The sequence below is a fragment of the Proteus sp. G2674 genome (assembly GCF_009915195.1).
Lineage (GTDB): Bacteria > Pseudomonadota > Gammaproteobacteria > Enterobacterales > Enterobacteriaceae > Proteus > Proteus mirabilis.
In genome coordinates this window covers 65,513-88,512 of the sequence record NZ_JAABLS010000012.1, presented here as the reverse complement: position 1 = coordinate 88,512, position 23,000 = coordinate 65,513, and the positions used below count along the sequence as shown (strand labels likewise).

Here is a 23,000-nt window from a genome sequence, read left to right as displayed (position 1 = left end):
CCTTTTTTATTTGTTTTTATTTTATTAATTACAATAAATTATAATATTGGTCAGGTTTAACTCTGATGGGGAGTGGAGTGATATCTTGCATCTCTAATAAATTCCTTTCTATGGTGTTACATATTGCATTTAATGGTAAGTCATTGGCAGAAACACCGAATGGATCTTCTAATTCTTCAGCTAATGAGTCCCAAGATAAAAAAGTATAAGAGATAAATACGGAAACAAATGGCGTCATATAGTGGAGATCGGCAACCAATGCAAAAGGTAGCAGAGCACAGAATAGATATACCGTACGTTGCAATATGAGCGTATAGGCAAAAGGTACAGGAGTATTTGAAATACGTTCACAGCCACCCAATACATCAGATAAGTTATTAATATCTTTATTAATTGATTGAAAGATAACATCACTTATTACTTTGTTATCTCGCAATTCGCCAATTTTTAGGCCAATATGTAATAAAATCCGATTAGTGGGGTAAGGGCTATTCATTATCTCATCAAATAAAGGTCGGGGTAAGAGGCGATAGAGATCGACCATTGGGTTTGTTTTTCTTAGCTCATGTTTTAGACTCCAACTAAAAGCAATAAGTAGATTAGAAAAGTCACGATTAAATTGTTTATCTTCCGGTAATAAGGCTTTTATATTTCTTAATATGTTGCGATGGGTAATTAACATATTTCCCCATAATGTTCTTGCCTCCACAAGTCGGCTATAACTTGCATTATTTCTAAAACCAAGAAATATTGCGATAGCAATACTAATAAACTAAATGGGGCAACAGTTAAATGAATACCTAATAATTCATACCATTGATAAACCAAAATAGCGATAATAGACATTGCAATATTAAGACATAAGCGAAAGATTATTTTTGATAGCACTGAACCGTGCCAATCAAATAACCGAAAAAACCAGTGTTGATTAGGACGTATGACCATAATAGTAGTGATATAAAAAGAAAGTTTGTTAAGTTATTATCGCAATAAAATAAATAATAATCTAATTAATTCTATTGAAAGATTAAGGTTGTTATATCAACAATATAGTTGATATAGCCCAGCCCGAAAGTTCAGACTTTCATAATACACTTAATTTCTTTCCTCATCTTCAGAAAGGGAATAATTCAAATGGTGAACCAATGGGGTATTTTCAAAAAAACTTAAGATTTTTAAGTTTGTTTTGTCCATCACTTCAAACCCTTATAATTCCATTCTCTTTTCTTATGTATTCAATACAAATATTCAAAAGGCCTTCAGTGACATAACTCAGAAATGCAAGCTCTTCATCTAGCCACTGGCGTAACTGTTCTTCGGTAACAGAATAAACCTCATTATCAAAAATTTGAGATCCTTCGTTTTCTTCATCAACATAGCACCCGATCACTTCATCAAATAAAACCGTGCCTTTAAACTCGTTATATAAATCCATATCTGTACACATCCGCTCCAGTGGGGGTAATTCCTGCGACCCAAAATAGTCATCCAATTCTTCATTGGTATAAATAGCGGATTTGAGAATATGTTTCCATACATATTCTGGACAGTATTTTTTTGAATTAATTAAACTAAATCGTTCTAGCCCGCTTTCTTCGATGGGTTCTGGATAGATAGTAATGAAAGCGGAGTATGTAAAAGTAAATTTTTTGCGTAATAGCTCCATTAATAACGGATTTACTTTTTCATATTTTTCATAATCAGTGTGTAGGGATTCAAGCATTGTTATTAAGGTTATGAGACATTGGCATTTTTCAAAAAGAGTTTTGCTTATTGTTGCTGCATAAACAGCTTGCTTTGCTTCTTTTTCATAGTCTTCAATATTGTTATACTCTTTGAAGGTTTTAAAATCCTTTTCAGTTATTGTGTTTTTTCTTGCCAACCATAAAACTCTAATCCTGCAAATAACCATCAAAACAATTAGAAATAACAAAAAACCAAGAAAAAAATACATACCGACCCTTATAAAATAATAATTACAATTTTTTATAATAATATAATACTTACCTTAAATTAATTATATTTTTTATGTAGTTAAAAAAACAAAAATCTGGTTTTTATATTGGAACGATTTACCTACATCTCCATCAAATTTCGTCAGTAGTAAGGAGGGGGATCTGTATATACTGAGCACAGTTTGTCACAAATACACTAAACTACATGGTCGGTTTGGTGATGCGCTTCCGGGTGCTGGCGAACAGTCCGTTAAGCGGGTGGCTATATATAGATTTTTGAAACTGAAATGAATTACAAATATATTGGGGAAAATTAGCATGACATACTTTGAGAAAATAAAAGTCGTCGTAGCATATCACGGAAAAAATTAGGGCAGCAAAAAATCTCAGAGGACAAAAAGGGGGCAATGACTATTAGATATAAAAAAGCCACTTACTAAGAAGTGGCTTAATATGCTGATTTAACAGCTAAAATTTGGTGGCCCCTACTGGACTTGAACCAGTGACCAATCGATTATGAGTCGACTGCTCTAACCAACTGAGCTAAGGGGCCTTAATGGTGTGAGATTATACGTGCCATTTGAGGCGAGGTCTAGCCTTTGTGTGACTGTATGCGCAATTTGTGTTCAATATAGAGCAGAAAAAATAAATCAAATAATAATCTTTTATTTCAATGAGATAGTCTAAAAAGAAAGACTTGATGAGTAAAAAATAGACAAGGGTAAAAATAAAAGGGTGATTTTTTGTAAATAGAGATAGAAAAAATCAGCAGATTTTTAGCGAAAACGATAACGGTTACTTAAGATAGACCAAAAAAGAATAGGGATGATAAAAGCAAATTATCAGCGCTGAAAACAGATATGGTTTAGACCGGATAATAAAAAACGCCTGTGAGGCACAGGCGTTTGTATTACTACCAAAATCAAAGAGATTGATTATTCATCAAGGAAGCTACGTAGCACTTCAGAACGGCTTGGGTGGCGTAATTTACGCAACGCTTTCGCTTCAATCTGACGGATACGTTCACGGGTAACATCAAATTGTTTACCCACTTCTTCCAATGTATGGTCGGTATTCATATCGATACCAAAGCGCATACGCAGGACTTTAGCTTCACGCAGTGTTAAACCACCTAATACTTCGTGTGTCGCTGAACGTAAGCTTTCTGATGTTGCTGAATCCAGAGGTAATTCGAGGGTAGTATCCTCGATAAAATCACCTAAATGTGAATCTTCATCGTCACCAATTGGGGTTTCCATGGAGATAGGCTCTTTAGCGATTTTTAGTACCTTACGGATTTTATCTTCAGGCATTAACATACGTTCTGCAAGCTCTTCTGGTGAAGGCTCACGTCCCATCTCTTGCAACATTTGACGTGAGATACGGTTTAGCTTATTAATCGTTTCAATCATATGTACCGGAATACGAATGGTACGTGCCTGATCGGCGATTGAACGAGTAATAGCCTGACGGATCCACCATGTTGCATAAGTTGAGAACTTATAACCACGACGATATTCAAATTTATCAACCGCTTTCATTAGACCAATATTCCCTTCCTGGATCAGGTCAAGGAACTGTAGGCCACGGTTGGTATATTTTTTCGCGATAGAGATAACTAAACGTAAGTTCGCTTCGACCATCTCTTTTTTCGCACGGCGTGCTTTTGCTTCACCGATAGACATACGACGGTTAATATCTTTAACCTGTTCGATTGTCAGTCCTGTTTCAACTTCAATTTGCTGTAACTTTTGTAAGCTACGTTGTACTTCTTCTTCAATACCTGCCAGTTTTTCAGACCAAGGTTTATTCATCGCACGAGCGGCAGTAAACCATGTGTCGTTAGTTTCATTTCCTGTAAACAGAGTAATGAAGTTTTTCTTAGGCATTTTGACCTGATCAACACAAAGACGCATGATGTGACGCTCTTGAGCACGGACTCTGTCCATCATTTCACGCATGTTGTTAACCAGATAATCAAACTGTTTTGGCACTAAGCGGAACTGTTTGAAAATTTCTGATAACTGTAAAATTTCCAGTTCGGTATCTTTATGATTACGACCTTTGGCCTTAATAGATTGACGCGTTTTTTCGTACTGTTCACGTAGCTCGGTGAATTTTTGGCGAGCAAGTTCAGGATCGATGCTGTTATCATCATCGCTATCGCTGTCTGTGTCGCTATCTTCATCTTCGTCTTCATCTTCGTCATCGGCGCTGTTGTCGATTTCATCGTCGTCTTTGCCTAAATTGACATCATCACTTTCTGCCACCTCTTCGGCATTAGGGTCAATAAAGGCTGTAATTAAATCAGAAAGACGCGCTTCACCTGCTTCAACACGATCATATTGTTCAAGAAGATAAGTGATTGCTTCAGGATATTCAGCAACTGAGCATTGAACTTGGTTAATACCATCTTCAATGCGTTTCGCGATATCAATTTCACCTTCCCGGGTGAGCAGTTCAACGGTTCCCATTTCGCGCATATACATACGCACAGGATCGGTTGTACGGCCAATTTCAGATTCTACACTAGAAAGTACCTGAGCAGCGGCTTCGACAGCATCATCATCAGTGTCATTTGAATTTTCTGCCAACATCAGATCATCGGCATCAGGTGCTTCTTCCATGACCTGAATGCCCATGTCGTTAATCATCTGGATGATGTCTTCGATTTGATCTGAATCGACGATATCTTCCGGCAGATGGTCATTGACCTCAGCATAGGTCAGGTAGCCTTGCTCCTTACCTTTCGTAACAAGTAGCTTCAGCTGTGACTGCGGGTTTTGCTCCATAAGACGGTATCCACACTTCAAAGTAATTTGGGTTGGTGTCGGTCGGCGATAAACGGTTCAGCCAACAATAACTACGGAGGGGCATTTTCATTGTCGATTGCTACGATCCCCTCAGCGTAGCAAATGTAGGTTATTTTTTATACCTACCGATAGCGGCAATTAAGCCGTGTTTTTAATCTTAATTTAGGTTTTACTTTTTAACGCGAGCCTGTATTATCAATTGGACTTCTTCGCGTTCATTTTGTGTTAGACCTTCAGTTCTCTCTTTGGCAATGAGGGCGTTTAAACGTTCATCCATTGCGGTTAAAAAGAGATGATCTAACGTATCTGTAAATGTTTTTTCAGCTATCTCATCTATATCTATATCGTTCCACATCGCCAGTTTTTCAAGTTGTTTACCGAATTTATTCTCTCGATAGAGTTCGATAATCTGACCTGTATTCAAGCCTGGCTGTGCTTGGCAAAGAGAAACTAATTCAATAAAAAGCGATAAACCCGCTATTTTTTCTGTATTTAGCCCCTCAAGCGGTGGTACTAATTGGCAAAACTCGGGATTTTGTATCAACAAGGCAATTAAAATACGCATTGGTGTAGTACGTAGTTTTGTCGGTTGATACGATGTTTCGTGATGTAGCGAGTTTCTACCAAATAAACGATCCATCTGCTCAATATCGGGATTTCCCGTTAAATTTCCAAGCTCTCTTAATAAATATAGACGTAAAGTCTCACTTGGGATCTGATCAATTAATGGGCGCGCTAAACTATAGAGTTTGCCATTGCCTTCTTGGGTGCTCAAATCCACTTGTGGAACCAGCGAATCAAATAAAAACTCAGATAAAGAGTGTGCTTGTTCCATTCGTTTTTCAAATGCCTCTTTCCCTTCGCGGCGAACCAGTGAATCAGGATCATCGCCTTCAGGTAAAAACATAAAACGTAAAGAACGGCCATCGTTTAAAAAAGGCAGTGCAGTTTCTAATGCTCGCCATGCGGCATCTCGTCCTGCTCTATCACCATCATAGCAGCAAATAACGTTATCCGTAGTTCTAAACAGCAACTGGATATGCTCTGCGGTTGTTGATGTACCCAACGAGGCGACAGCATAATCAATACCAAACTGCGCTAATGCCACAACATCCATATAACCTTCAACCACTAATAACTTAGCTGAGTTAGGGTGCGTCTGTTGTGCTTCATAAAGCCCGTAAAGTTGGCGGCCTTTATGGAAAATCTCTGTTTCTGGGGAGTTTAAGTATTTGGGTAAATCATCACCTAATACACGTCCACCAAATGCAATAACACGACCTCGTCTGTCTCTAATCGGAAACATAACGCGCTGACGAAAACGGTCATAAGTGCGACCTTTATCGTTTGTTATTACCATTCCTGCTTCAAGTAACAGGGCTTGAGTATCGGGATTTTGCCCAAAACGTTTTAGGATATTGTCCCAACCCGTAGGTACAAAGCCGATAGAAAAGCGGGTAATAACCTCTTCACTTAGCCCGCGATGCGCAAGATAATTTCTTGCTTCCTGAGCGTCAGGGGTATTGAGGGTGCTTTTGTAATACTGATTCAATTTCTCCATCACTTGATAGAGATTTTGTCTTATATGTCGCTCAATCGGGCTACTGCCAGTTCCTGATTCATAAGGAACTTCTAACCCATGCATTGCTGCTAACTCTTCAATGGTTTCGACAAAATCAAGTCTGTCGTAGTTCATCAAAAAATCAATAGCATTGCCATGCGCACCGCAACCAAAACAGTGATAAAACTGTTTGTCGCTATTTACTGTAAAAGAGGGCGTTTTTTCATTATGAAACGGACAACACGCTGAATGATTTTTGCCTTGTTTTTTAAGCGGCACACGAGCGTCGATAAGATCGATGATATCGGTTCGTGCTAATAAATCATTGATAAATGAACGTGGAATTCGTCCAGCCATAAGCCCTTTTACGCCTGTTGTTGAACGAGAATAAGCCGCGCTCTCATAAGAAAGCACGGCCTTTTAACTGCGACTACAGTGTCTGCATAAATTGCGGTATCAGCCGCAAAATATTAGTACAGACGAGTACGACGTGCGTTTTCGCGAGCTAATTTTTTAGCGTGACGTTTTACTGCTGATGCTTTAGCGCGTTTACGCTCAGTCGTTGGTTTTTCATAAAATTCACGACGACGAACTTCTGCTAATACGCCTGCTTTTTCGCAAGAGCGTTTGAAACGACGAAGAGCAACGTCAAATGGCTCGTTTTCACGTACTTTGATTACCGGCATGTGCCTCTCACCTCAATAGAAATCGGTTTGTGCTGGCATGATTTTAGCCAGCCGACATTTAAAATGGTGCGGAATTTTACTTCAAAGCAGGGCACTTTGTAAAGAGATGCACAAAATTGAAACGCAAACTCTCACTTTTGTGTCTTAATTTATTCAAAACACAACGTGATAGTTGCTAACCACACATTTAAATCATGTAAAATAGGTGGATAATTATAGACCAGAAAAAGAAATTTGTCACATACTGGTATGTAAAAGTTGTGGCGAAAGCGTATTAAATTAGCGAAATAATGCTACAATCGATCCATTACGCCATTGCGCGAGGAAGAATTTGGAAGCGTCATGCGAGTTTTAGGTATTGAAACATCTTGCGATGAAACCGGTATCGCAATTTACGATGATAAAGCCGGTCTGTTAGCGAATCAACTCTATAGCCAAATAAAACTGCACGCCGACTATGGTGGTGTTGTTCCCGAGCTTGCTTCACGAGATCATATCCGCAAAACAGTGCCACTGATCCAAGCCGCCCTTAAAGAAGCAAATTTAACTGCAAAAGATATTGATGCGGTCGCTTATACTGCAGGACCAGGGCTGGTAGGGGCATTGCTGGTGGGGGCGACTATTGGTCGTTCTCTGGCGTTTGCATGGGATGTGCCTGCTATTCCAGTTCACCATATGGAAGGGCATTTATTAGCACCGATGCTTGAAGAGAAAACGCCAGATTTTCCTTTTGTGGCGTTACTTGTCTCGGGGGGGCATACACAATTAATTAGTGTAACAGGGATTGGGGAATATACCCTGTTAGGTGAGTCTATTGATGATGCTGCCGGTGAAGCATTTGATAAAACAGCCAAGCTATTGGGGCTTGATTATCCCGGCGGCCCTGTTTTATCAAAAATGGCACAACAAGGTGTAGAAGGACGTTTTGTTTTTCCTCGCCCTATGACAGACAGACCCGGACTCGACTTTAGTTTCTCTGGTTTAAAAACCTTTGCCGCTAATACTATTCGTCAAAACGATGATTCAGAGCAAACTCGAGCAGATATTGCGCGTGCTTTTGAAGATGCCGTAGTAGATACTCTGGCAATAAAATGTCGTCGAGCATTAGAGCAAACAGGCTTTAAACGCTTAGTGATGGCGGGGGGGGTAAGTGCTAACCGTACTTTACGCGCCAAAATGGCAATGATAATGGAACAACTCGGAGGGGAAGTGTTTTATGCTCGCCCTGAGTTATGTACCGATAATGGTGCCATGATTGCTTTGGCGGGGATGATCCGTTTTAAAGGTGGTACCGAAGGGCCTTTAGGGGTGACAGTGAGACCGCGTTGGCCTTTAGCTGAATTACCTGCTTTAGCGGATGAATGATTAGCCATTGGCGGTGTTGGTAATGATAAGTGCTTGGCTTAAGTACTAAGCACTTATGTTTGGTTACAATTAAAGTGAATTATGCCAATGCCGTCCAATCAAGAAGGCTAACTCTAATGATTGTGTCCGGTTAAGGCGAGGGTCACATAAAGTTTGATAACCATGACTTAGGTCAGTGTGTCGAATTTGTTGTAATCCTCCAGTACATTCAGTGACTTCTTGTCCGGTCATTTCTAAATGTATCCCCCCAGCCTGTATGCCCATCTCATGTAAAATATGAATAAAAGCACGAGTTTCTTCAACAATATCATTGAAATGTCGGGTTTTCATACTGTCATTTGCTGATTGTGTATTGCCGTGCATCGGATCTATTTGCCAAATAACCGCACGTTGATGTTCCTTTACTGTTTTTACTAATTCCGGAAGATATGCATGAATAGCATCTTTACCCGCGCGAATGATTAAGATAATTTTTCCAACTTCATTGCTCGGGTTAAGAGTATCTATTAGCTTAATCAGTTTTTCTCCTGACATTCTGGTGCTACATTTTATACCGATAGGGTTTTCAATACCTCGTAGGTACTCGATATGGGCATGATCAATATCGGTTGTTCGTTCTCCTACCCAAACCATATGTGCTGAACAGTTATACCATTTGTTATCACTGGAATCTTGACGAGTCATCGATTCCTCATAATGCAGTAACAAAGCTTCATGACTAACATAATAAGAAGAGGTATCGGGCTGTTTATTAATAATATGATGTTGTGAATGATAGAGTTGTTCTAGCAAATGGAAATAATGCTCAGGCTCTGTAGAGCCAGGATGAGCGTTAATATCCAAGGCCCATTGTTGCTTAGTATATTGTGTATAATTCATCGCACGTAACAGATTTAAGGTCGCTGCTGAATGATGATAGGCAGTTATCATTCTAATCGGATCTGGCTCTCTACTTTTAACTGAAAAATCAAGACCATTAATAATTTCTCCTCGATAGCTGGGTAAAGTTAAGCCATTTTGTGTTTCAAATGCTTGGCTACGAGGTTTAGCGTATTGTCCAGCCATACGACCTAATTTAATCACCGGCAATCCCGTTGATTGTTCAATTAATGCGGACATTTGCGATAAAGTGAATGTTAAATCACGGATAATAGTGGCTTGGCAATCATCAAAAGATTCTGCACAGTCTCCTCCTTGCAGAAGAAAAGCTTCACCATTTGCAACAAGTTTTAATAAATTTTTAAATGCTCTGATTTCGGAAGCTAAAATTAGCGGGGGATAATGCTTAAGCTTTTCTTTGCAATAATTTAAGGCATGTATATCTGGGTATTCAGGGAGTTGCTTGGCGGGTAAAGATTTCCATAATGATGGGTGCCAAGAGATGGAAAATATATTCTGTAATGATAGAGTGTTTTCTATTGGTAAATATTGATGGTTTTGTTCTGTTAAAACATCAATATTATAGGTGCTAAACATAGAAAGTGCTCCTGCGATTATAGTAAGAATAGAAAAAGCGAGGTGATCCTCGCTTTTTGTTATCCTTGGGGTTGAGATGTTTCTAAATAGGTTTTAATGACGCCATTTTGCCTTGCAACATAGTCTTCTCTAACGGGGGTATAGACATCAATAACCTCAGAAGGCTCTAAAGCAATTGCGTGATGAACGGCCCATGAGGGAATAATAAAAGAGTCGCCAGCATGTAAATAAACAATGCGGTTATTTACCGTCAGTTTCAAAGAGCCTTTTAGTATGGATGTGGCAGTTTCATGTTCATGTTTATGTTCAGGAATAATGGCATTAGTTTTAAATGTCCAAAATGCCATTGTAAAATTAGAACCATGAATAAATTTAGCTTGAATTTTACTTTCTTCGCCTTCGTTTCTATTTAGATCCATATCATAAGAGATCATTTCACTAGATAAATATAAGCTCATAGTTTTTTCCTTTTTATTAACCGAGAGACTAGATAATTAATGTTTTGATTGTTGTGATGTAATTAATTGCTTAATTTAATTTTGCATGAATAGAAAATCCCATAGGGACAGGGCCAAAATCATATAAAATATTTAAATGATATTTTTTAGCTGCACTAAGTGTGGTAATACAGCCATCTACTCGCCCTAAACCACATTGAAGTGCTGCTTCACTATTTGAATTAAAAAGAACTCTTTCAATATTATCGAGTTCTGTTATTTTTCTAAATAGATCTTGTGGTGCGGGATGAGAACCTAACTTTTTTATCTCCTTAATATTATTAAATCGGCTAGCAAATAGCATGTTATGGGTATCCATAACAAAACAATCTGTTAATTTGATAAAAGAGAGATTATTAAAAACAATATTGTGTAAAAACGGATAAACAATACAACCTAATAGAATACTATTTTGGCTTACCTCCATTTCTTTTACTGCGGTTTCTAATGTAGGGTGAAGAATAATATTTCCTTGTTGATTATTTTTATTTAGCCAATAATAAGCGGCTTTCTCACAGTTTGTTCCTGCAGGACCCAATGTATGAATATTTATCATGGTCAGTCACCTTTATTTATTATATACGTCCCGTTATATTGATAAGTTCTGGTAAACGTTGTCCATGTTTGATTTTTTCTAGCATGTTATTTTCAATACTATCTATCTTAATCGCTTCTTCTAGAACATTATCGACGAGTGAAAAAGGGATAATCACGGTGCCATTAGGGTCGGATATCACTAAATCACCACTACAGATTGTGGCATGCTCAATGGTGCATTGAGTGCCAGTCTCACTGACAAAATAAGCGCCTTGTGTATCTGTAGGAGTAAGATTGGTGGCAATGACTGGAATGGTTAGATTGGAGAGATCTTTCTTGTCTCGTACCGCTCCCCCTAAAATAACTCCTTCAAAGCCTAATTTTTCAAAATAAGTACAACTCATGCCTCCTGCAAGTGCTGCTTCGGTTATTAGTTCATGTCCTCCGGCTATATAGAATAATCCTTTTGCATCTGTTATTTCAGGGACTAAAAAAGAACTAACTTGTTCCCACGTAGAAGGTTGTTTATCTAAAATAGATTTTTGTTTTCTAATTAATTTCCATTGCACAGTATAAGCTTGTCCAATAGAATAAAAGTTTTCTAGGTTAATACTTTTTAATTGACTATTTAATACAATGGTTTTTCCTAAACTATCGAGAATATCGACTAATGTAGGAGTACTAAGTTGCATTCTTTTTATTAATGCAATTTTATTGGCAGATATTTTTTGTAGCATGGTGAACTCCAATGTTTCACAGAGTTAAATGATTATTTTTTTATGGTTATTAATTAATAGATGTAAGTTGGTTTTTTTTCAAGCTATTTATTTCGTTAAATTTGATTTTTTATATAAGTTTATCTTATTTAAGATTTTTATTTTTAATGTTTTTTTTGTAATAAATAAAACCAATGTTGATATATTTAATCTAAATATAGAAGGGTGTTATTAATAATGTTATTTATTATTTTCATTTTTCGAATATAAAAAAGGTGTTTTTTTTATGTGTGATTATTTTTAATTTATTTATATTTTATAATAGAATTTTATTATCAAATTAAAAAGGTCACTTAGTTAATAAATGACCTTTTTTTAATAAGGATAAGCGTTAATCTTCTTTTTCTTGCTCTTTGGCTTCTTGGATTATCTCTTTATCTGTTTTCTCTGTCTTTTTTTTCAGCTTATGCCAAATGCGACTCTCTTGTCCTCGCCATAAACGTTGAATATTGTCATGATGACGGTAAAGTACTAAGCATGATAATAGTGCAACGGGATAAGTGAATTCGGGTTTAAACCACCAGACATAAAATGGGGCAAGCAATGCACTGATAATAGCACCCAGTGAGGAATAGCCACTGAGTAAAACAGTTAGTAGCCATGTTCCCGCAATCAGTCCGCTAAGATCCCAACCAATAGCAGCGATAGAGCCAAATGCAGTAGCAACCCCTTTTCCGCCTTTAAAGTGGAAAAAAACAGGGTAAATATGGCCTAGACAAGCCGCTATTGCGACAATACCGAGATAAAAGGGAGGCACATTTAGGTAATAGGCGAGCCAAACGGGGATCATCCCTTTTAGGACGTCACAGATAAGCACAGATGCCGCTGCAAGTTTACCACCAATACGTAGCACATTGGTGGCGCCAGGATTACCAGAGCCAAATTTTCTTGGATCAGGGAGTCTTGCCAGTCGGCAAATCAAAATCGCGCTGGAGATTGAGCCGCACAAATAGGCGAAGATGATCATTCCAAGTGCGTTAGCACTCATTTGTATTCTCCAATGTTGATGAACGTTCGTTAGACATGTATGGATAATACGCATATTTCATCGGAAGTGGTATCCGATGAGCAGAAAAAATAAGAGATGACGTGATGGATATCGTATTTATTGAACAATTATCAGTAATAACCACAATCGGTGTTTATGATTGGGAAAAAACCATTAAGCAAAAGTTAGTGTTCGATATCGAAATGGAGTGGGATAATAAGCGCGCATCCCAAACCGATGATGTTGCTCACTGTTTAGATTATGCCAGTGTCAGTCACGCCATAATAGAGTATGTGGAAAAGCGACGTTTTGAATTAGTCGAGCGTGTTGCTGAAGAAGTGGCACAGCTACTGATAACTCAGTTTTCTGTACCACGAGTCAAAATAAAATTAGCTAAACCAGGGGCGATAGCACAAGCCGCCAACGTCGGGGTGATTATTGAGCGTTACGCTTAATATTTGCCACACACAATAGTTAAAGTCGCGATTTCCATTCTATTATCGCGACTTCTCTTTGTTTAGTTAATGCTTCTCGTATGGCACTGCCTTTTAAACCACGACTGACAATTGATTTAACATCAACTTGATTGGCAATCTTAAAGGCTTGACGAAAAAATATTCCTTGGGGATAAGGCAAATTTTCTGATCCTTGGCGTCCCCTTGCATCGGCCTCGCTAATTATAGCGAGTTGATCGATGCGTTCTGGTTTGCGCCAAGCATCAATCGCATCGAAAAGTCGAATTATTTTTGAGGGGCGCATTCTTTCTATGCGGTGGAGATGATCGTGATATTTGGCTGCCAGTTTGGCGAGATCACGTATCTGGTTAGGAATACGATAACGTTGGCACAGAGCCTCAACTAAAGGAACACCCGCAGGGCCATGTCCATGATGGTGAGGCCAATTTTCTACCGGGGTAACACCTTTACCAAGATCATGACAAAGTGCGCTAAAACGTACCGCGATATCGTCAGTCAACCGGCTGGCCATGGCTAATACCATCATGGTATGAATACCCGTATCAATCTCAGGATGCCACTTTTTAGGGGCAGGAACGCCAAAGAGTGCATTAATTTCAGGGAAAAGTATTTTTAGAGCGCCACATTGATGTAAGATCTCAAAATAGACTTGTGGGGCTTGGCTGTGAAGTGCTTTTTCCGTTTCTTTCCACACTCGTTCAGCAGTGAGGGCATTTAATTCACCACTGTTTGTCATCTCTTGCATCAATGACATCGTCTCCGGCGCTATTGTAAAACCTAAAGGAGCAAAACGAGCCGCAAAACGAGCGACACGTAGCACCCTTAATGGATCTTCACTAAATGCATCAGAAACATGGCGCAGTAATTTGGCATGAATATCATCAATGCCATGATAGGGATCGATATATTCACCTTTAGCAGAGTAAGCAATGGCGTTAATGGTTAAATCACGCCGTTGCAAATCATCTTCTAAGGTCACATCAGGGGCTGCATAGCAGGTAAATCCCGTGTAACCTGAGCCTGATTTTCGTTCGGTACGCGCTAAAGCGTACTCCTCGTGAGTATCAGGGTGAAGAAAGACCGGAAAATCTTTACCCACTTGTTGGTAGCCTTGTTGTAATAGTGTCTTTGGCGTTGCGCCAACCACTACCCAATCTCTGTCTTTTACCGGTAAATTTAATAGTTGGTCGCGCACAGCACCACCAACAAGATAGATTTTCACGGGATCTTGATCCTTAATTGCCTGTGATTAATTCATCCAACGGTCATTACGCTTACGGCGACGAGGAATAATATGTGGCAATATTAAACCCAAAATAAGACCAGCACCGGCAACACCACCACCATACATAAACCACTGTAAGATGATATCACGCTGTCTATCATCTAATTGTTGATTAGCAAAATCGAGTTTTTTCTCAGCAACCGCTAATTTTGTTCTCATCTGCTCATTTTCTTTTTTCAAACCATTGATAATTTCATCGCTGTTTGACACTTTATTTTGCATGTCAATTGTGCGCTGGTTCCAGCTTTGGTCGATATTCGCTAATTTATCGCGTAGGGTTTGGATCTCTTTTTCCATAGCCGGAATGCGAGTGCGCATACTCGGTTGTGTACTTAATTGATTTTCTGGTAACCAAACTGTCCGATCTTTATCGTCTTTGATTTGCACATAACCTGTAGCGGCATTACGAGAAAGTACCGTAACTGTTGCTCCTGAACTTAATGAACCAACAATACGGTATTGATTACCAGGGCCACTGTGAACATAGGTGGATAATTCATCGGAAACATAACGAGTTTCTGCGTGTGAGCTCAGAGAAACGCCTAAGCCAAGTAAGGAAAGAAAAAGTAAAGGTAATTTTCGCATTATGTTTTCAACTTTTTTATCTATACAAGAGAATATTTTTACTGATACTAAAGAGTAAAGTTTGCGTAAGCAAATAGTAAACCAGAATGAGAACAGTCTTAACTGATAGAATATAGGGGTAATCTGCCTTTTATTCATTATTGTGAATAGACTACCATTTGCGAAATAACAATGCGTTAAATATTTTACTAATCGATTGATTTACTTAAGGGAAATAGAATGAGCCAATTAGAAACCGAACTCAAACTTAGTGCGATACCTGCCGCTATTCCTCAGATTATTCAGCGCATTCTGACTTTGCCATACCAGCATACACCACCGCATAAATTGACTAATCTTTACTTTGAAACCTCCGATAATCAGATGCGTAATTGGGACATGGGGCTACGTATCCGTGGCATTGACTCTCATTATGAAATGACAATTAAAACAGCGGGTAAAGTGGTTGCGGGGTTACATCAACGTCCAGAATATAATGTGACATTAAATGAGCCAACCCTCGATTTAACCCGTTTTCCCGCAGAAATTTGGCCAGATAATACCGATTTAACGGCATTACAAGCACAATTAAAGGTTCTTTTTCATACCGATTTTCATCGTGAAATTTGGCTGGTGGATTATTTAGAGAGCCAAATTGAAGTGGTGCTAGATAAAGGCACTATTCGTACAGCGCAATATGAATTACCTATTGAAGAGTTTGAACTGGAGCTAAAAAAAGGCCAAGTGGCGGATGTGATTGCTTTGGCGACTTTTTTAGGTGTGCAAGGGGGATTACGACTTGCTTCACGCAGTAAAGCTGCCCGTGGTTATTATCTTGCTAAAGATAAGCCCGCATTATCGTTAAGTGTGGTCAATCTTGCACCTAATGACACAATAGCGGAACAACTGACTAAGTGGTTAGCGGCTATTCAAGCGTTAGAAGAAGCTATTTTTGCTAATCCGACGCCACCAACACTCACCATGCCCGCTATGCTAGCACTGTTTTCTGATTGGTGTAAAAAGCAGCCTCAGTTACCTGAATCAATGCAGCAAGCACTCGATAATCTTTCGTTGTTATCCTTTACCCGCGCAACGGATTATTATCATGTGTTATGGCTGAATTTTAAATTATCTGCAATGGCGTGGTTGCTGGCTATCGCTTAATTTTCTGACAATTGAGAGTTTATTATGTCTGCTAACAGTGTGTTTCAACAATTATGGGATAAAGCACAATGCACGTTTTCTACAAAGCTCAACGAGCTTGCCCCTTTTAGTGAGCGAGAGCAGCAATTTTTTGCCTTTAGCCCCTTTGCGACCGAGCATTTACGTGTCAATCCTCACTGGTTAACGGAAATCAGACAAACACCACCTGTTAGTGATGAGTGGCAAAATTACTCATCTCAATTAAAGCAACAACTCACTCATGTTGATAATGAAGATGACTTGATGGCCATTTTACGACAGTTCCGTCATCAACAATTAGTGCGTATTGCCTGGTCACAATTTTTCCAACTCTGTGATACACCCTGTACGCTCAAACAATTGAGTGTACTCGCGGAAACCTTGATTAGTGTCGCCAAAGATACGCTATATCAGCAATGTTGCCAACAATGGGGAACGCCTTGTGATAGTGAGGGAAAACCTCAGCCATTACTTATTTTGGGAATGGGCAAGTTAGGTGGATTTGAACTGAATTTCTCTTCTGATATCGATCTTATTTTTGCTTATCCTGAAAATGGTGTGACTCAAGGTGGGCGACGTGAATTAGATAATGCTCAGTTTTTTACCCGATTAGGGCAAAAACTGATTAAAGTGTTAGATCAACATACAATGGATGGTTTTGTTTATCGTGTAGATATGCGTTTACGTCCTTTTGGCGAAAGTGGCCCCTTAGTGATGAGCTTTGCCGCGCTTGAAGATTATTATCAAGAGCAAGGACGTGATTGGGAGCGCTATGCAATGGTAAAAGCGCGTGTTTTGGGGGCAGAAAAAAAAGAGTATTGCCAAATCTTACGCCAAATGTTGCGCCCTTTCGTTTATCGTCGCTATATCGATTTTAGTGTGATCCAATCTCTTCGTAATATGAAATCGATGATAAGTCGTGAAGTACGTCGTCGAGGGATGATTGATAATATAAAGCTTGGAGCGGGGGGGATACGTGAAATTGAATTTATTACTCAGGTTTTTCAATTAATTCGAGGCGGTAGAGAGCCTGAGCTACAAAGTCATTCACTATTAACAGTGCTTAATGTCATTGCTAAATTGGAATTACTGTCTGCACAAGAAACATCACAGTTAGCAGATAGCTATCTTTTCTTACGTCGATTAGAAAATCTTCTTCAATCTATTGCGGATCAACAAACACAAACGTTACCTGACAATCTTGAAGATAAGGCACGACTGGCGTTTGCGATGGGATTTGACGATTGGCAAATGCTCTATCAACAAATTAACCAAAAAATGCAGGCTGTTTCCGTTATTTTTACGCAATTAATTGGCGAAGATGATGAAAATGAAGATGAAGAAGATGTCAGCGAATTTAAGCGATTATGGTTATTAGGGCGTTTACCTGATAGCGCAACGCTTTTTCATCAAGGGCTAACGGCAGAAGATAGGCAAGCTATTTGTCAAACACTGCAACTGTTTCGCCAAGATATCAGTAAACGTACTATAGGGCCTAGAGGGCGTGACGTGCTTGATGCGCTAATGCCTAAGTTATTGGCTAAAGTGTGCCTTCAACCACAAGCGTTGGTGATCTTACAGCGTATCACTCCGTTGTTATTGGGCATTGTAAGTCGAACCACTTATCTAGAGTTAATGCAAGAGTCTGATGAGGTATTAACCCACGTAGTGCGCTTATGTGCTGCATCACCGATGATTGCTGAACAATTAACACGACATCCATTATTATTGGATGAATTACTCGATCCTCATTCCCTCTATCAACCATTACCATTAAATGCCTATCAGGACGAATTACGTCAATATTTATTGCGTGTGCCAGAAGAAGATGAAGAGCAACGTTTAGAAGCATTACGCCAATTTAAACAAGCCCAGCTATTGCGTATTGCCGCAGAGGATATTGCAGGGGTATTACCGGTGATGAAAGTCAGCGATCACCTAACCTATTTAGCGGAAGCCATTATCCATGCCGTTGTTCACCAAGCATGGTCCTATATGGTGAAACGCTATGGGGAGCCTGCGCATTTAGCGCAACGAGACGGCTTAGGTTTTGCGGTCGTTGGGTATGGCAAATTAGGGGGCTGGGAATTAGGGTATAGTTCTGATTTAGATTTGGTTTTTTTATTAGATTGCCCAATGAATATTCTGACAACGGGGGCCAAACAGATTGATGCTCGCCAATTCTATTTACGTTTAGCGCAGCGTATTATTCATCTATTTAGCACCAGAACCTCTTCCGGTGTGTTATATGAAGTAGATGCACGCTTACGTCCTTCTGGTGAATCAGGTATGTTGGTAAGCACTATTCAAGCTTTTGATGAGTACCAGAAAAATGAAGCTTGGACTTGGGAGCATCAAGCATTAATTCGTGCAAGAATGATTTATGGCGATGACCAATTACAGCAGATGTTTGCTCGTACTCGCCATGAAACACTATGTTTAGCACGTAACGCAACAGTGCTACAGCAGGAAGTGCGTGAGATGCGCCAAAAAATGGTACAGCATTTGGCACCCACTCAAAGCAATACATTTGATTTAAAAGCCTCATCAGGGGGGATCACTGATATTGAGTTTATCGCACAATATTTGGTATTGCGCTTTTCACATCAATATCCGGCTTTGACCCGTTGGTCTGATAATGTGCGAATTTTGGAATTAATGGCAAAATACCAAGTGATGAGTGAACAAGAGGCTCAGTTATTAACTCAAGCTTATGTCACCTTACGTAATGAGCTTCATCATCTTGCATTACAAACATTACCTGCGGTTGTTGATGAACATTGTTTTATCACAGAACGGCAATGGGTATTGAGTAGTAAACAAAAATGGTTAGATGAATAAACGCTCTTTTTTGTTCACACTATTCTGATGAGTTTCGCTTTTTGCGTAACAAGTTATGGTATTATTTCGGCTTATTTTTGAAAATAATGTGGAGTATGGGATGAAAGTAACGCTGCCGGATTTTAATAAAGCCAATGTGCTGGTTGTCGGTGACGTCATGTTAGACCGTTATTGGTATGGTCCTACAAGTCGGATCTCACCAGAAGCACCAGTGCCTGTGGTAAAAGTAGATACCATAGAAGAGCGTCCGGGTGGTGCAGCTAACGTTGCAATGAATATTGCTTCTTTAGGGGCTAATTCTCGTTTAGTGGGGTTAACCGGCATCGATGAAGCGGCAAAAGCATTAAGCAATACATTAAGTCAGGTTAATGTGCGTTGTGATTTCGTCTCTATTGCGACACATCCAACTATTACTAAATTACGTGTCCTATCACGTAACCAACAACTTATCCGCCTTGATTTTGAAGAGGGATTTAGCAATGTCTCTCCAGAGCCAATTTATGAGCGTATTCAACAAGCATTACCCTCAATTGGTGCCTTAATTTTATCGGATTATGCTAAAGGTGCACTTTCTCACGTACAGCAAATGATCCAATTAGCTAAAAAAGCAGGTGTGCCGGTACTAATCGATCCTAAAGGCAGTGATTTTGAACGCTACCGTGGTGCCACACTCTTAACACCGAATATGTCAGAATTTGAGCAAGTGGTGGGCGTTTGTCATACAGATGATGAGCTAGTAGAAAAGGGCACTCAACTAGTAAAAGATTTAGCACTTGATGCACTATTGATCACTCGTTCAGAGCGGGGCATGAGTTTATTACAAGCCAATGAAGCGCCATTGCATTTACCCACTCAAGCACAAGAAGTTTATGATGTGACAGGGGCGGGAGATACGGTTATCGGCGTGCTTGCTACTGCGTTAGCTGCAGGCAAACCATTAGCGGAAGCGTGCTTTCTTGCCAACGCTGCGGCTGGTGTGGTTGTGGGGAAACTGGGAACGTCAACGGTTTCTCCTATTGAGCTTGAAAATGCTATTCGCGGGCGTGCTGATAACGGCTTTGGTATTATGGAAGAGTCACAACTCAAACAAGCGGTTGCTTTAGCGCGTCAACGTGGTGAGCGCATAGTGATGACAAATGGTTGTTTTGATATTCTTCATGCTGGGCATGTTAGTTATTTAGCTAATGCACGTAAATTGGGTGATCGCCTGATTGTTGCGGTAAATAGTGATGCATCAACTAAACGATTAAAAGGTGAAAGTCGCCCAGTAAACCCATTAGAGCAACGAATGACCGTATTAGGCGCGTTAGGGGCAGTTGATTGGGTTGTCGCGTTTGAAGAAGATACCCCACAGCGTTTAATTGCATCAGTATTGCCTGATATTTTAGTAAAAGGTGGCGATTATAAACCCGAAGACATTGCTGGCAGTAAAGAGGTGTGGGCTGCGGGTGGTGAAGTGAAAGTACTTAATTTTGAAGATGGTATTTCCACAACTAATATTATTAATGCCATTAAAAAGAAATAATTAAGCTGTTTATTATAATTGAAAGGGCACTCTAATGAGTGCTTTTGTTGGATGTACTTGCCGTTTATGTTGGAAATGGCTATAATATAACCATACTCCTGACTAGCGAGTTATCTCCAGTCATAAAGGGAGTCCCTAAAGGCAGTATAAATATATTAGAAAGGGTGAAGAGAGATTCTTCACCCTTTCTAATATATAGGGGGAAAGAATATGAAATTAGAGGAAGTCTTTAATTTTTATTTTAATGGAAAAGAAAGTTTCGAACAATTTTATACATTATCTTTAAATGATCATATTAAAGAATTTAATTTTAATAATAAAAAATGTTATTCAATCAGTGATGAATTAAAAACAATTCAACTATTTTTATCTAAATTTATTTTTGAAAATATAGAGTTTAGAAAAGATTTAGTTTACTCTTATCGAAAAGGAGTTAATGTAGTAGATTGTATTTCTCCTCATAGGTTTAATAATTATATATATAAAACAGATATTGAAAATTTTTTTCCATCTATAGGCTATGACTTAATAAAAAATAAAATAATAGAAAAAGTAAAAGATATTTCTTTTTTAGATACAAATGATGTAATGGTTCATTTATCTAGAATATTAGAGTTAGTTACTATAGATAAAAAACTACCTATAGGTTTTTCGTCATCACCAGCTATAAGTAATTTTGTTATGTATGATATTGATTGTAAAATAGATTGTTTTGCTAAAAATAACGATTTAATATATACAAGATATGCGGATGATATTATTTTATCAGGTAAAAATAACTTAGATAAGAATTCAATTAACCAAGAGATTAATAATATATTGAATTATAATCAGGATAATGTATTTCATTTAAATGATAAAAAAACAAAAATAATAACAAAAAAATTTGAAAGGAATATATTAGGTATAAGCATTTCCCCTGTAGGAACTCTTTCGATAAGTCGTCAGTTAAAAAAAGAGATAGAAGTTAAAATATTTTTTCTTATTAATAATAAAGATAAATTTGTCAAGTTTTCAGAAATGGATGAAATGAGTGCAATATTTTCTTTAGCTGGAAAATTATCTTATGCATTAGGTGTTGATCCAGTTTATATAAATAAGCTAAGACGTAAATATGGTAATTCAATAATTAATAAATTAATTAAAAATAAAGGTGATTTGTGATGTTTATATCACTAAACATTAAATCATTACAACACATTAATAATGTTTTATTAGATTTCGATTTTTCCAATAGGAATTTAATTTGTATAACTGGCCGGAATGGAATAGGGAAAACATCTATAGTAAAATCATTATGCTTATTAAAAGATATAAGTGTCTTAAATAAGACATCTTCAATTTTCAGTATAAATAAAGAAACTAATATAACAATATCTATAAATAAAAACAATTATCATTATTATTGTAATAACGGAGAAATTGATTCAAAAGATATTATTGATGAAAGTTTTTTAAATGTTGAACTCCCTATTCCTTATGGAAAACGTTTCTCTAATTTTCCTGTTTTAGGTAATATTGATAAAGAATTAAGAGAGAGTTATATTAAGGGAGAGTTTAATAAAAATATAGAAATAATTTATTTTTTGAGCCAAATCTATATAGGAGAGAGATTCTCATCACTCAAAGAGGTAATAATAAGAGGTAATAAGTATTATTTTCTTCCTCTTGATGGATATAGATATATTAGAGAGGATTATTTTAGCTCTGGAGAGTACTTTGTAATAAATCTATATAAGACAGTAACTTCTGATTGTAAATTAATTGTTGTAGATGAAATTGATATTTCTCTTGATGCCTCTGCTCAAGTTAGATTAATACAAGCCCTCAATAATTTGTGTGATAAATATAAGAAAAAAATAATATTTACAACACATTCTCTTCCTATTATGAGAGTGTTATATCAACAGGTTGGTGAGTCTATATTTTATTTAGAGAATATTAATTCCAGGCTAATTATGAGAGAAGTCTCATATAGTTATATTGTGGGTGAGCTTTTTGGTTTTAAAGATTATGATAAATATATTCTAACAGAAGATATAATGTTGGAAATTTATTTAAAAAGATTAATTTCTAAAATTGATACAAATAAATCAGTAAAGATTATTTATATAGGTGGTGCTTCAAATGTTATAGATTTTATGAGAAGAAATAAGCGGGAAAACTTTATTTGTGAAAGTAAACATATGATTTCTTTTTTAGATGGTGACTCTCGAGGTAAAGTATCTGGAGATAATATCTTATATAGTCCATTTTTAGATATAGAAGATGAGTTTTTTAGAAAATATACTGAAGAAAATAATAGATTTAATTTACCTTCAATCGGGGTTGATAATTGTAAAAGTAAATATTACTGTAAAACAGTAATTAAAGATATTGGTTACGAAGCTTTTTTTAATATCCTCGATATTGATTTTGAAGATAAAATAGAACAAACAATAGCCGAACTAAGAGAATTTATTAACAAATGAAA

General features: G+C 37.8%; 18 protein-coding genes, 1 tRNA gene and 1 pseudogene. 7 read left to right on the top strand and 13 right to left on the bottom strand.

Translation table 11 applies throughout. From position 1 onward, the window contains the following. Positions 1-28: 28 nt before the first annotated feature. The 6 genes and pseudogenes from GWI58_RS04030 to rpsU all read right to left on the bottom strand — a co-directional run bounded on the left by GWI58_RS04030 (position 29) and on the right by rpsU (position 7,015). Positions 29-945: pseudogene (locus GWI58_RS04030) on the bottom strand (bestrophin family protein). 253 nt (positions 946-1,198) lie between these two features. Further along, positions 1,199-1,954 carry a DNA-binding protein gene (locus GWI58_RS04025; RefSeq protein ID WP_094959280.1) on the bottom strand — a complete coding sequence of 252 codons (756 nt, stop codon included), beginning with the start codon at positions 1,952-1,954 and terminating at the stop codon, positions 1,199-1,201. 477 nt (positions 1,955-2,431) lie between these two features. After that, positions 2,432-2,508: transfer RNA gene (locus tag GWI58_RS04020), tRNA-Ile, on the bottom strand. Between the two features lie 382 nt (positions 2,509-2,890). Next, positions 2,891-4,747: an RNA polymerase sigma factor RpoD gene (gene rpoD, locus GWI58_RS04015; protein WP_004245586.1), complete on the bottom strand. Its 1,857-nt coding sequence runs from the start codon at positions 4,745-4,747 to the stop codon at positions 2,891-2,893. A gap of 190 nt (positions 4,748-4,937) precedes the next feature. Next, positions 4,938-6,686: a DNA primase gene (dnaG, locus tag GWI58_RS04010; protein WP_161768912.1), complete on the bottom strand. Its 1,749-nt coding sequence runs from the start codon at positions 6,684-6,686 to the stop codon at positions 4,938-4,940. Between the two features lie 113 nt (positions 6,687-6,799). After that, entirely contained in the window at positions 6,800-7,015 is a 216-nt protein-coding gene (rpsU, locus tag GWI58_RS04005) for a 30S ribosomal protein S21 (protein WP_001144069.1), read from the bottom strand. 342 nt (positions 7,016-7,357) lie between these two features. Between rpsU and tsaD the strand changes: the two genes are divergently transcribed. Next, complete coding sequence (gene tsaD / locus GWI58_RS04000) at positions 7,358-8,380, top strand: tRNA (adenosine(37)-N6)-threonylcarbamoyltransferase complex transferase subunit TsaD (RefSeq protein ID WP_020946207.1); 1,023 nt, start codon at positions 7,358-7,360, stop codon at positions 8,378-8,380. Between the two features lie 69 nt (positions 8,381-8,449). Here the strand turns inward: tsaD and GWI58_RS03995 are convergent, their stop codons facing one another. The 5 genes from GWI58_RS03995 to plsY all read right to left on the bottom strand — a co-directional run bounded on the left by GWI58_RS03995 (position 8,450) and on the right by plsY (position 12,654). Further along, positions 8,450-9,856, bottom strand: a complete 1,407-nt coding sequence (locus GWI58_RS03995; RefSeq protein ID WP_094959278.1) for a 3-deoxy-7-phosphoheptulonate synthase class II — start codon at positions 9,854-9,856, stop codon at positions 8,450-8,452. Positions 9,857-9,915: 59 nt separating this feature from the next. After that, the gene (locus GWI58_RS03990; RefSeq protein ID WP_004245582.1) at positions 9,916-10,314 is read right to left on the bottom strand and encodes a cupin domain-containing protein; all 399 of its coding nucleotides are present in this window, start codon (positions 10,312-10,314) and stop codon (positions 9,916-9,918) included. A 70-nt stretch (positions 10,315-10,384) separates the two neighbouring features. Further along, the gene (locus GWI58_RS03985; protein WP_094959277.1) at positions 10,385-10,909 is read right to left on the bottom strand and encodes a prephenate dehydratase domain-containing protein; all 525 of its coding nucleotides are present in this window, start codon (positions 10,907-10,909) and stop codon (positions 10,385-10,387) included. Positions 10,910-10,928: 19 nt separating this feature from the next. Next, entirely contained in the window at positions 10,929-11,627 is a 699-nt protein-coding gene (locus tag GWI58_RS03980) for an RraA family protein (protein WP_094959276.1), read from the bottom strand. 370 nt (positions 11,628-11,997) lie between these two features. Next, positions 11,998-12,654: a glycerol-3-phosphate 1-O-acyltransferase PlsY gene (gene plsY, locus GWI58_RS03975; RefSeq protein ID WP_004245577.1), complete on the bottom strand. Its 657-nt coding sequence runs from the start codon at positions 12,652-12,654 to the stop codon at positions 11,998-12,000. Between the two features lie 104 nt (positions 12,655-12,758). Between plsY and folB the strand changes: the two genes are divergently transcribed. Beyond that, positions 12,759-13,109: a bifunctional dihydroneopterin aldolase/7,8-dihydroneopterin epimerase gene (folB, locus tag GWI58_RS03970; protein ID WP_004245575.1), complete on the top strand. Its 351-nt coding sequence runs from the start codon at positions 12,759-12,761 to the stop codon at positions 13,107-13,109. A 19-nt stretch (positions 13,110-13,128) separates the two neighbouring features. Here the strand turns inward: folB and GWI58_RS03965 are convergent, their stop codons facing one another. Both GWI58_RS03965 and GWI58_RS03960 read right to left on the bottom strand, forming a co-directional pair. Further along, a complete protein-coding gene (locus GWI58_RS03965) occupies positions 13,129-14,352 on the bottom strand; it encodes a multifunctional CCA addition/repair protein (protein WP_094959274.1) in 1,224 nt (407 codons plus the stop codon). A gap of 27 nt (positions 14,353-14,379) precedes the next feature. Next, positions 14,380-15,000, bottom strand: coding sequence for a TIGR04211 family SH3 domain-containing protein (locus GWI58_RS03960; protein ID WP_012368329.1), 621 nt, complete (start codon positions 14,998-15,000; stop codon positions 14,380-14,382). A 219-nt stretch (positions 15,001-15,219) separates the two neighbouring features. On the opposite strand from GWI58_RS03960, the gene GWI58_RS03955 reads away from it, so the two are divergent. The 5 genes from GWI58_RS03955 to GWI58_RS03935 all read left to right on the top strand — a co-directional run bounded on the left by GWI58_RS03955 (position 15,220) and on the right by GWI58_RS03935 (position 22,998). Next, a complete protein-coding gene (locus tag GWI58_RS03955; protein WP_094959273.1) occupies positions 15,220-16,143 on the top strand; it encodes a CYTH domain-containing protein in 924 nt (307 codons plus the stop codon). A gap of 24 nt (positions 16,144-16,167) precedes the next feature. Continuing rightward, positions 16,168-19,002: a bifunctional [glutamate--ammonia ligase]-adenylyl-L-tyrosine phosphorylase/[glutamate--ammonia-ligase] adenylyltransferase gene (gene glnE / locus GWI58_RS03950; protein ID WP_064506273.1), complete on the top strand. Its 2,835-nt coding sequence runs from the start codon at positions 16,168-16,170 to the stop codon at positions 19,000-19,002. Positions 19,003-19,102: 100 nt separating this feature from the next. Next, complete coding sequence (gene hldE / locus GWI58_RS03945) at positions 19,103-20,527, top strand: bifunctional D-glycero-beta-D-manno-heptose-7-phosphate kinase/D-glycero-beta-D-manno-heptose 1-phosphate adenylyltransferase HldE (RefSeq protein WP_036905068.1); 1,425 nt, start codon at positions 19,103-19,105, stop codon at positions 20,525-20,527. A gap of 210 nt (positions 20,528-20,737) precedes the next feature. Then, on the top strand, positions 20,738-21,691 hold the full coding sequence (locus tag GWI58_RS03940; protein ID WP_004250214.1) for a reverse transcriptase domain-containing protein: 954 nt from the start codon (positions 20,738-20,740) through the stop codon (positions 21,689-21,691). Beyond that, positions 21,691-22,998: an AAA family ATPase gene (locus GWI58_RS03935; protein ID WP_004250215.1), complete on the top strand. Its 1,308-nt coding sequence runs from the start codon at positions 21,691-21,693 to the stop codon at positions 22,996-22,998. Before GWI58_RS03940 ends, GWI58_RS03935 begins: the two co-directional genes overlap by 1 nt. Positions 22,999-23,000 lie beyond the last annotated feature (2 nt).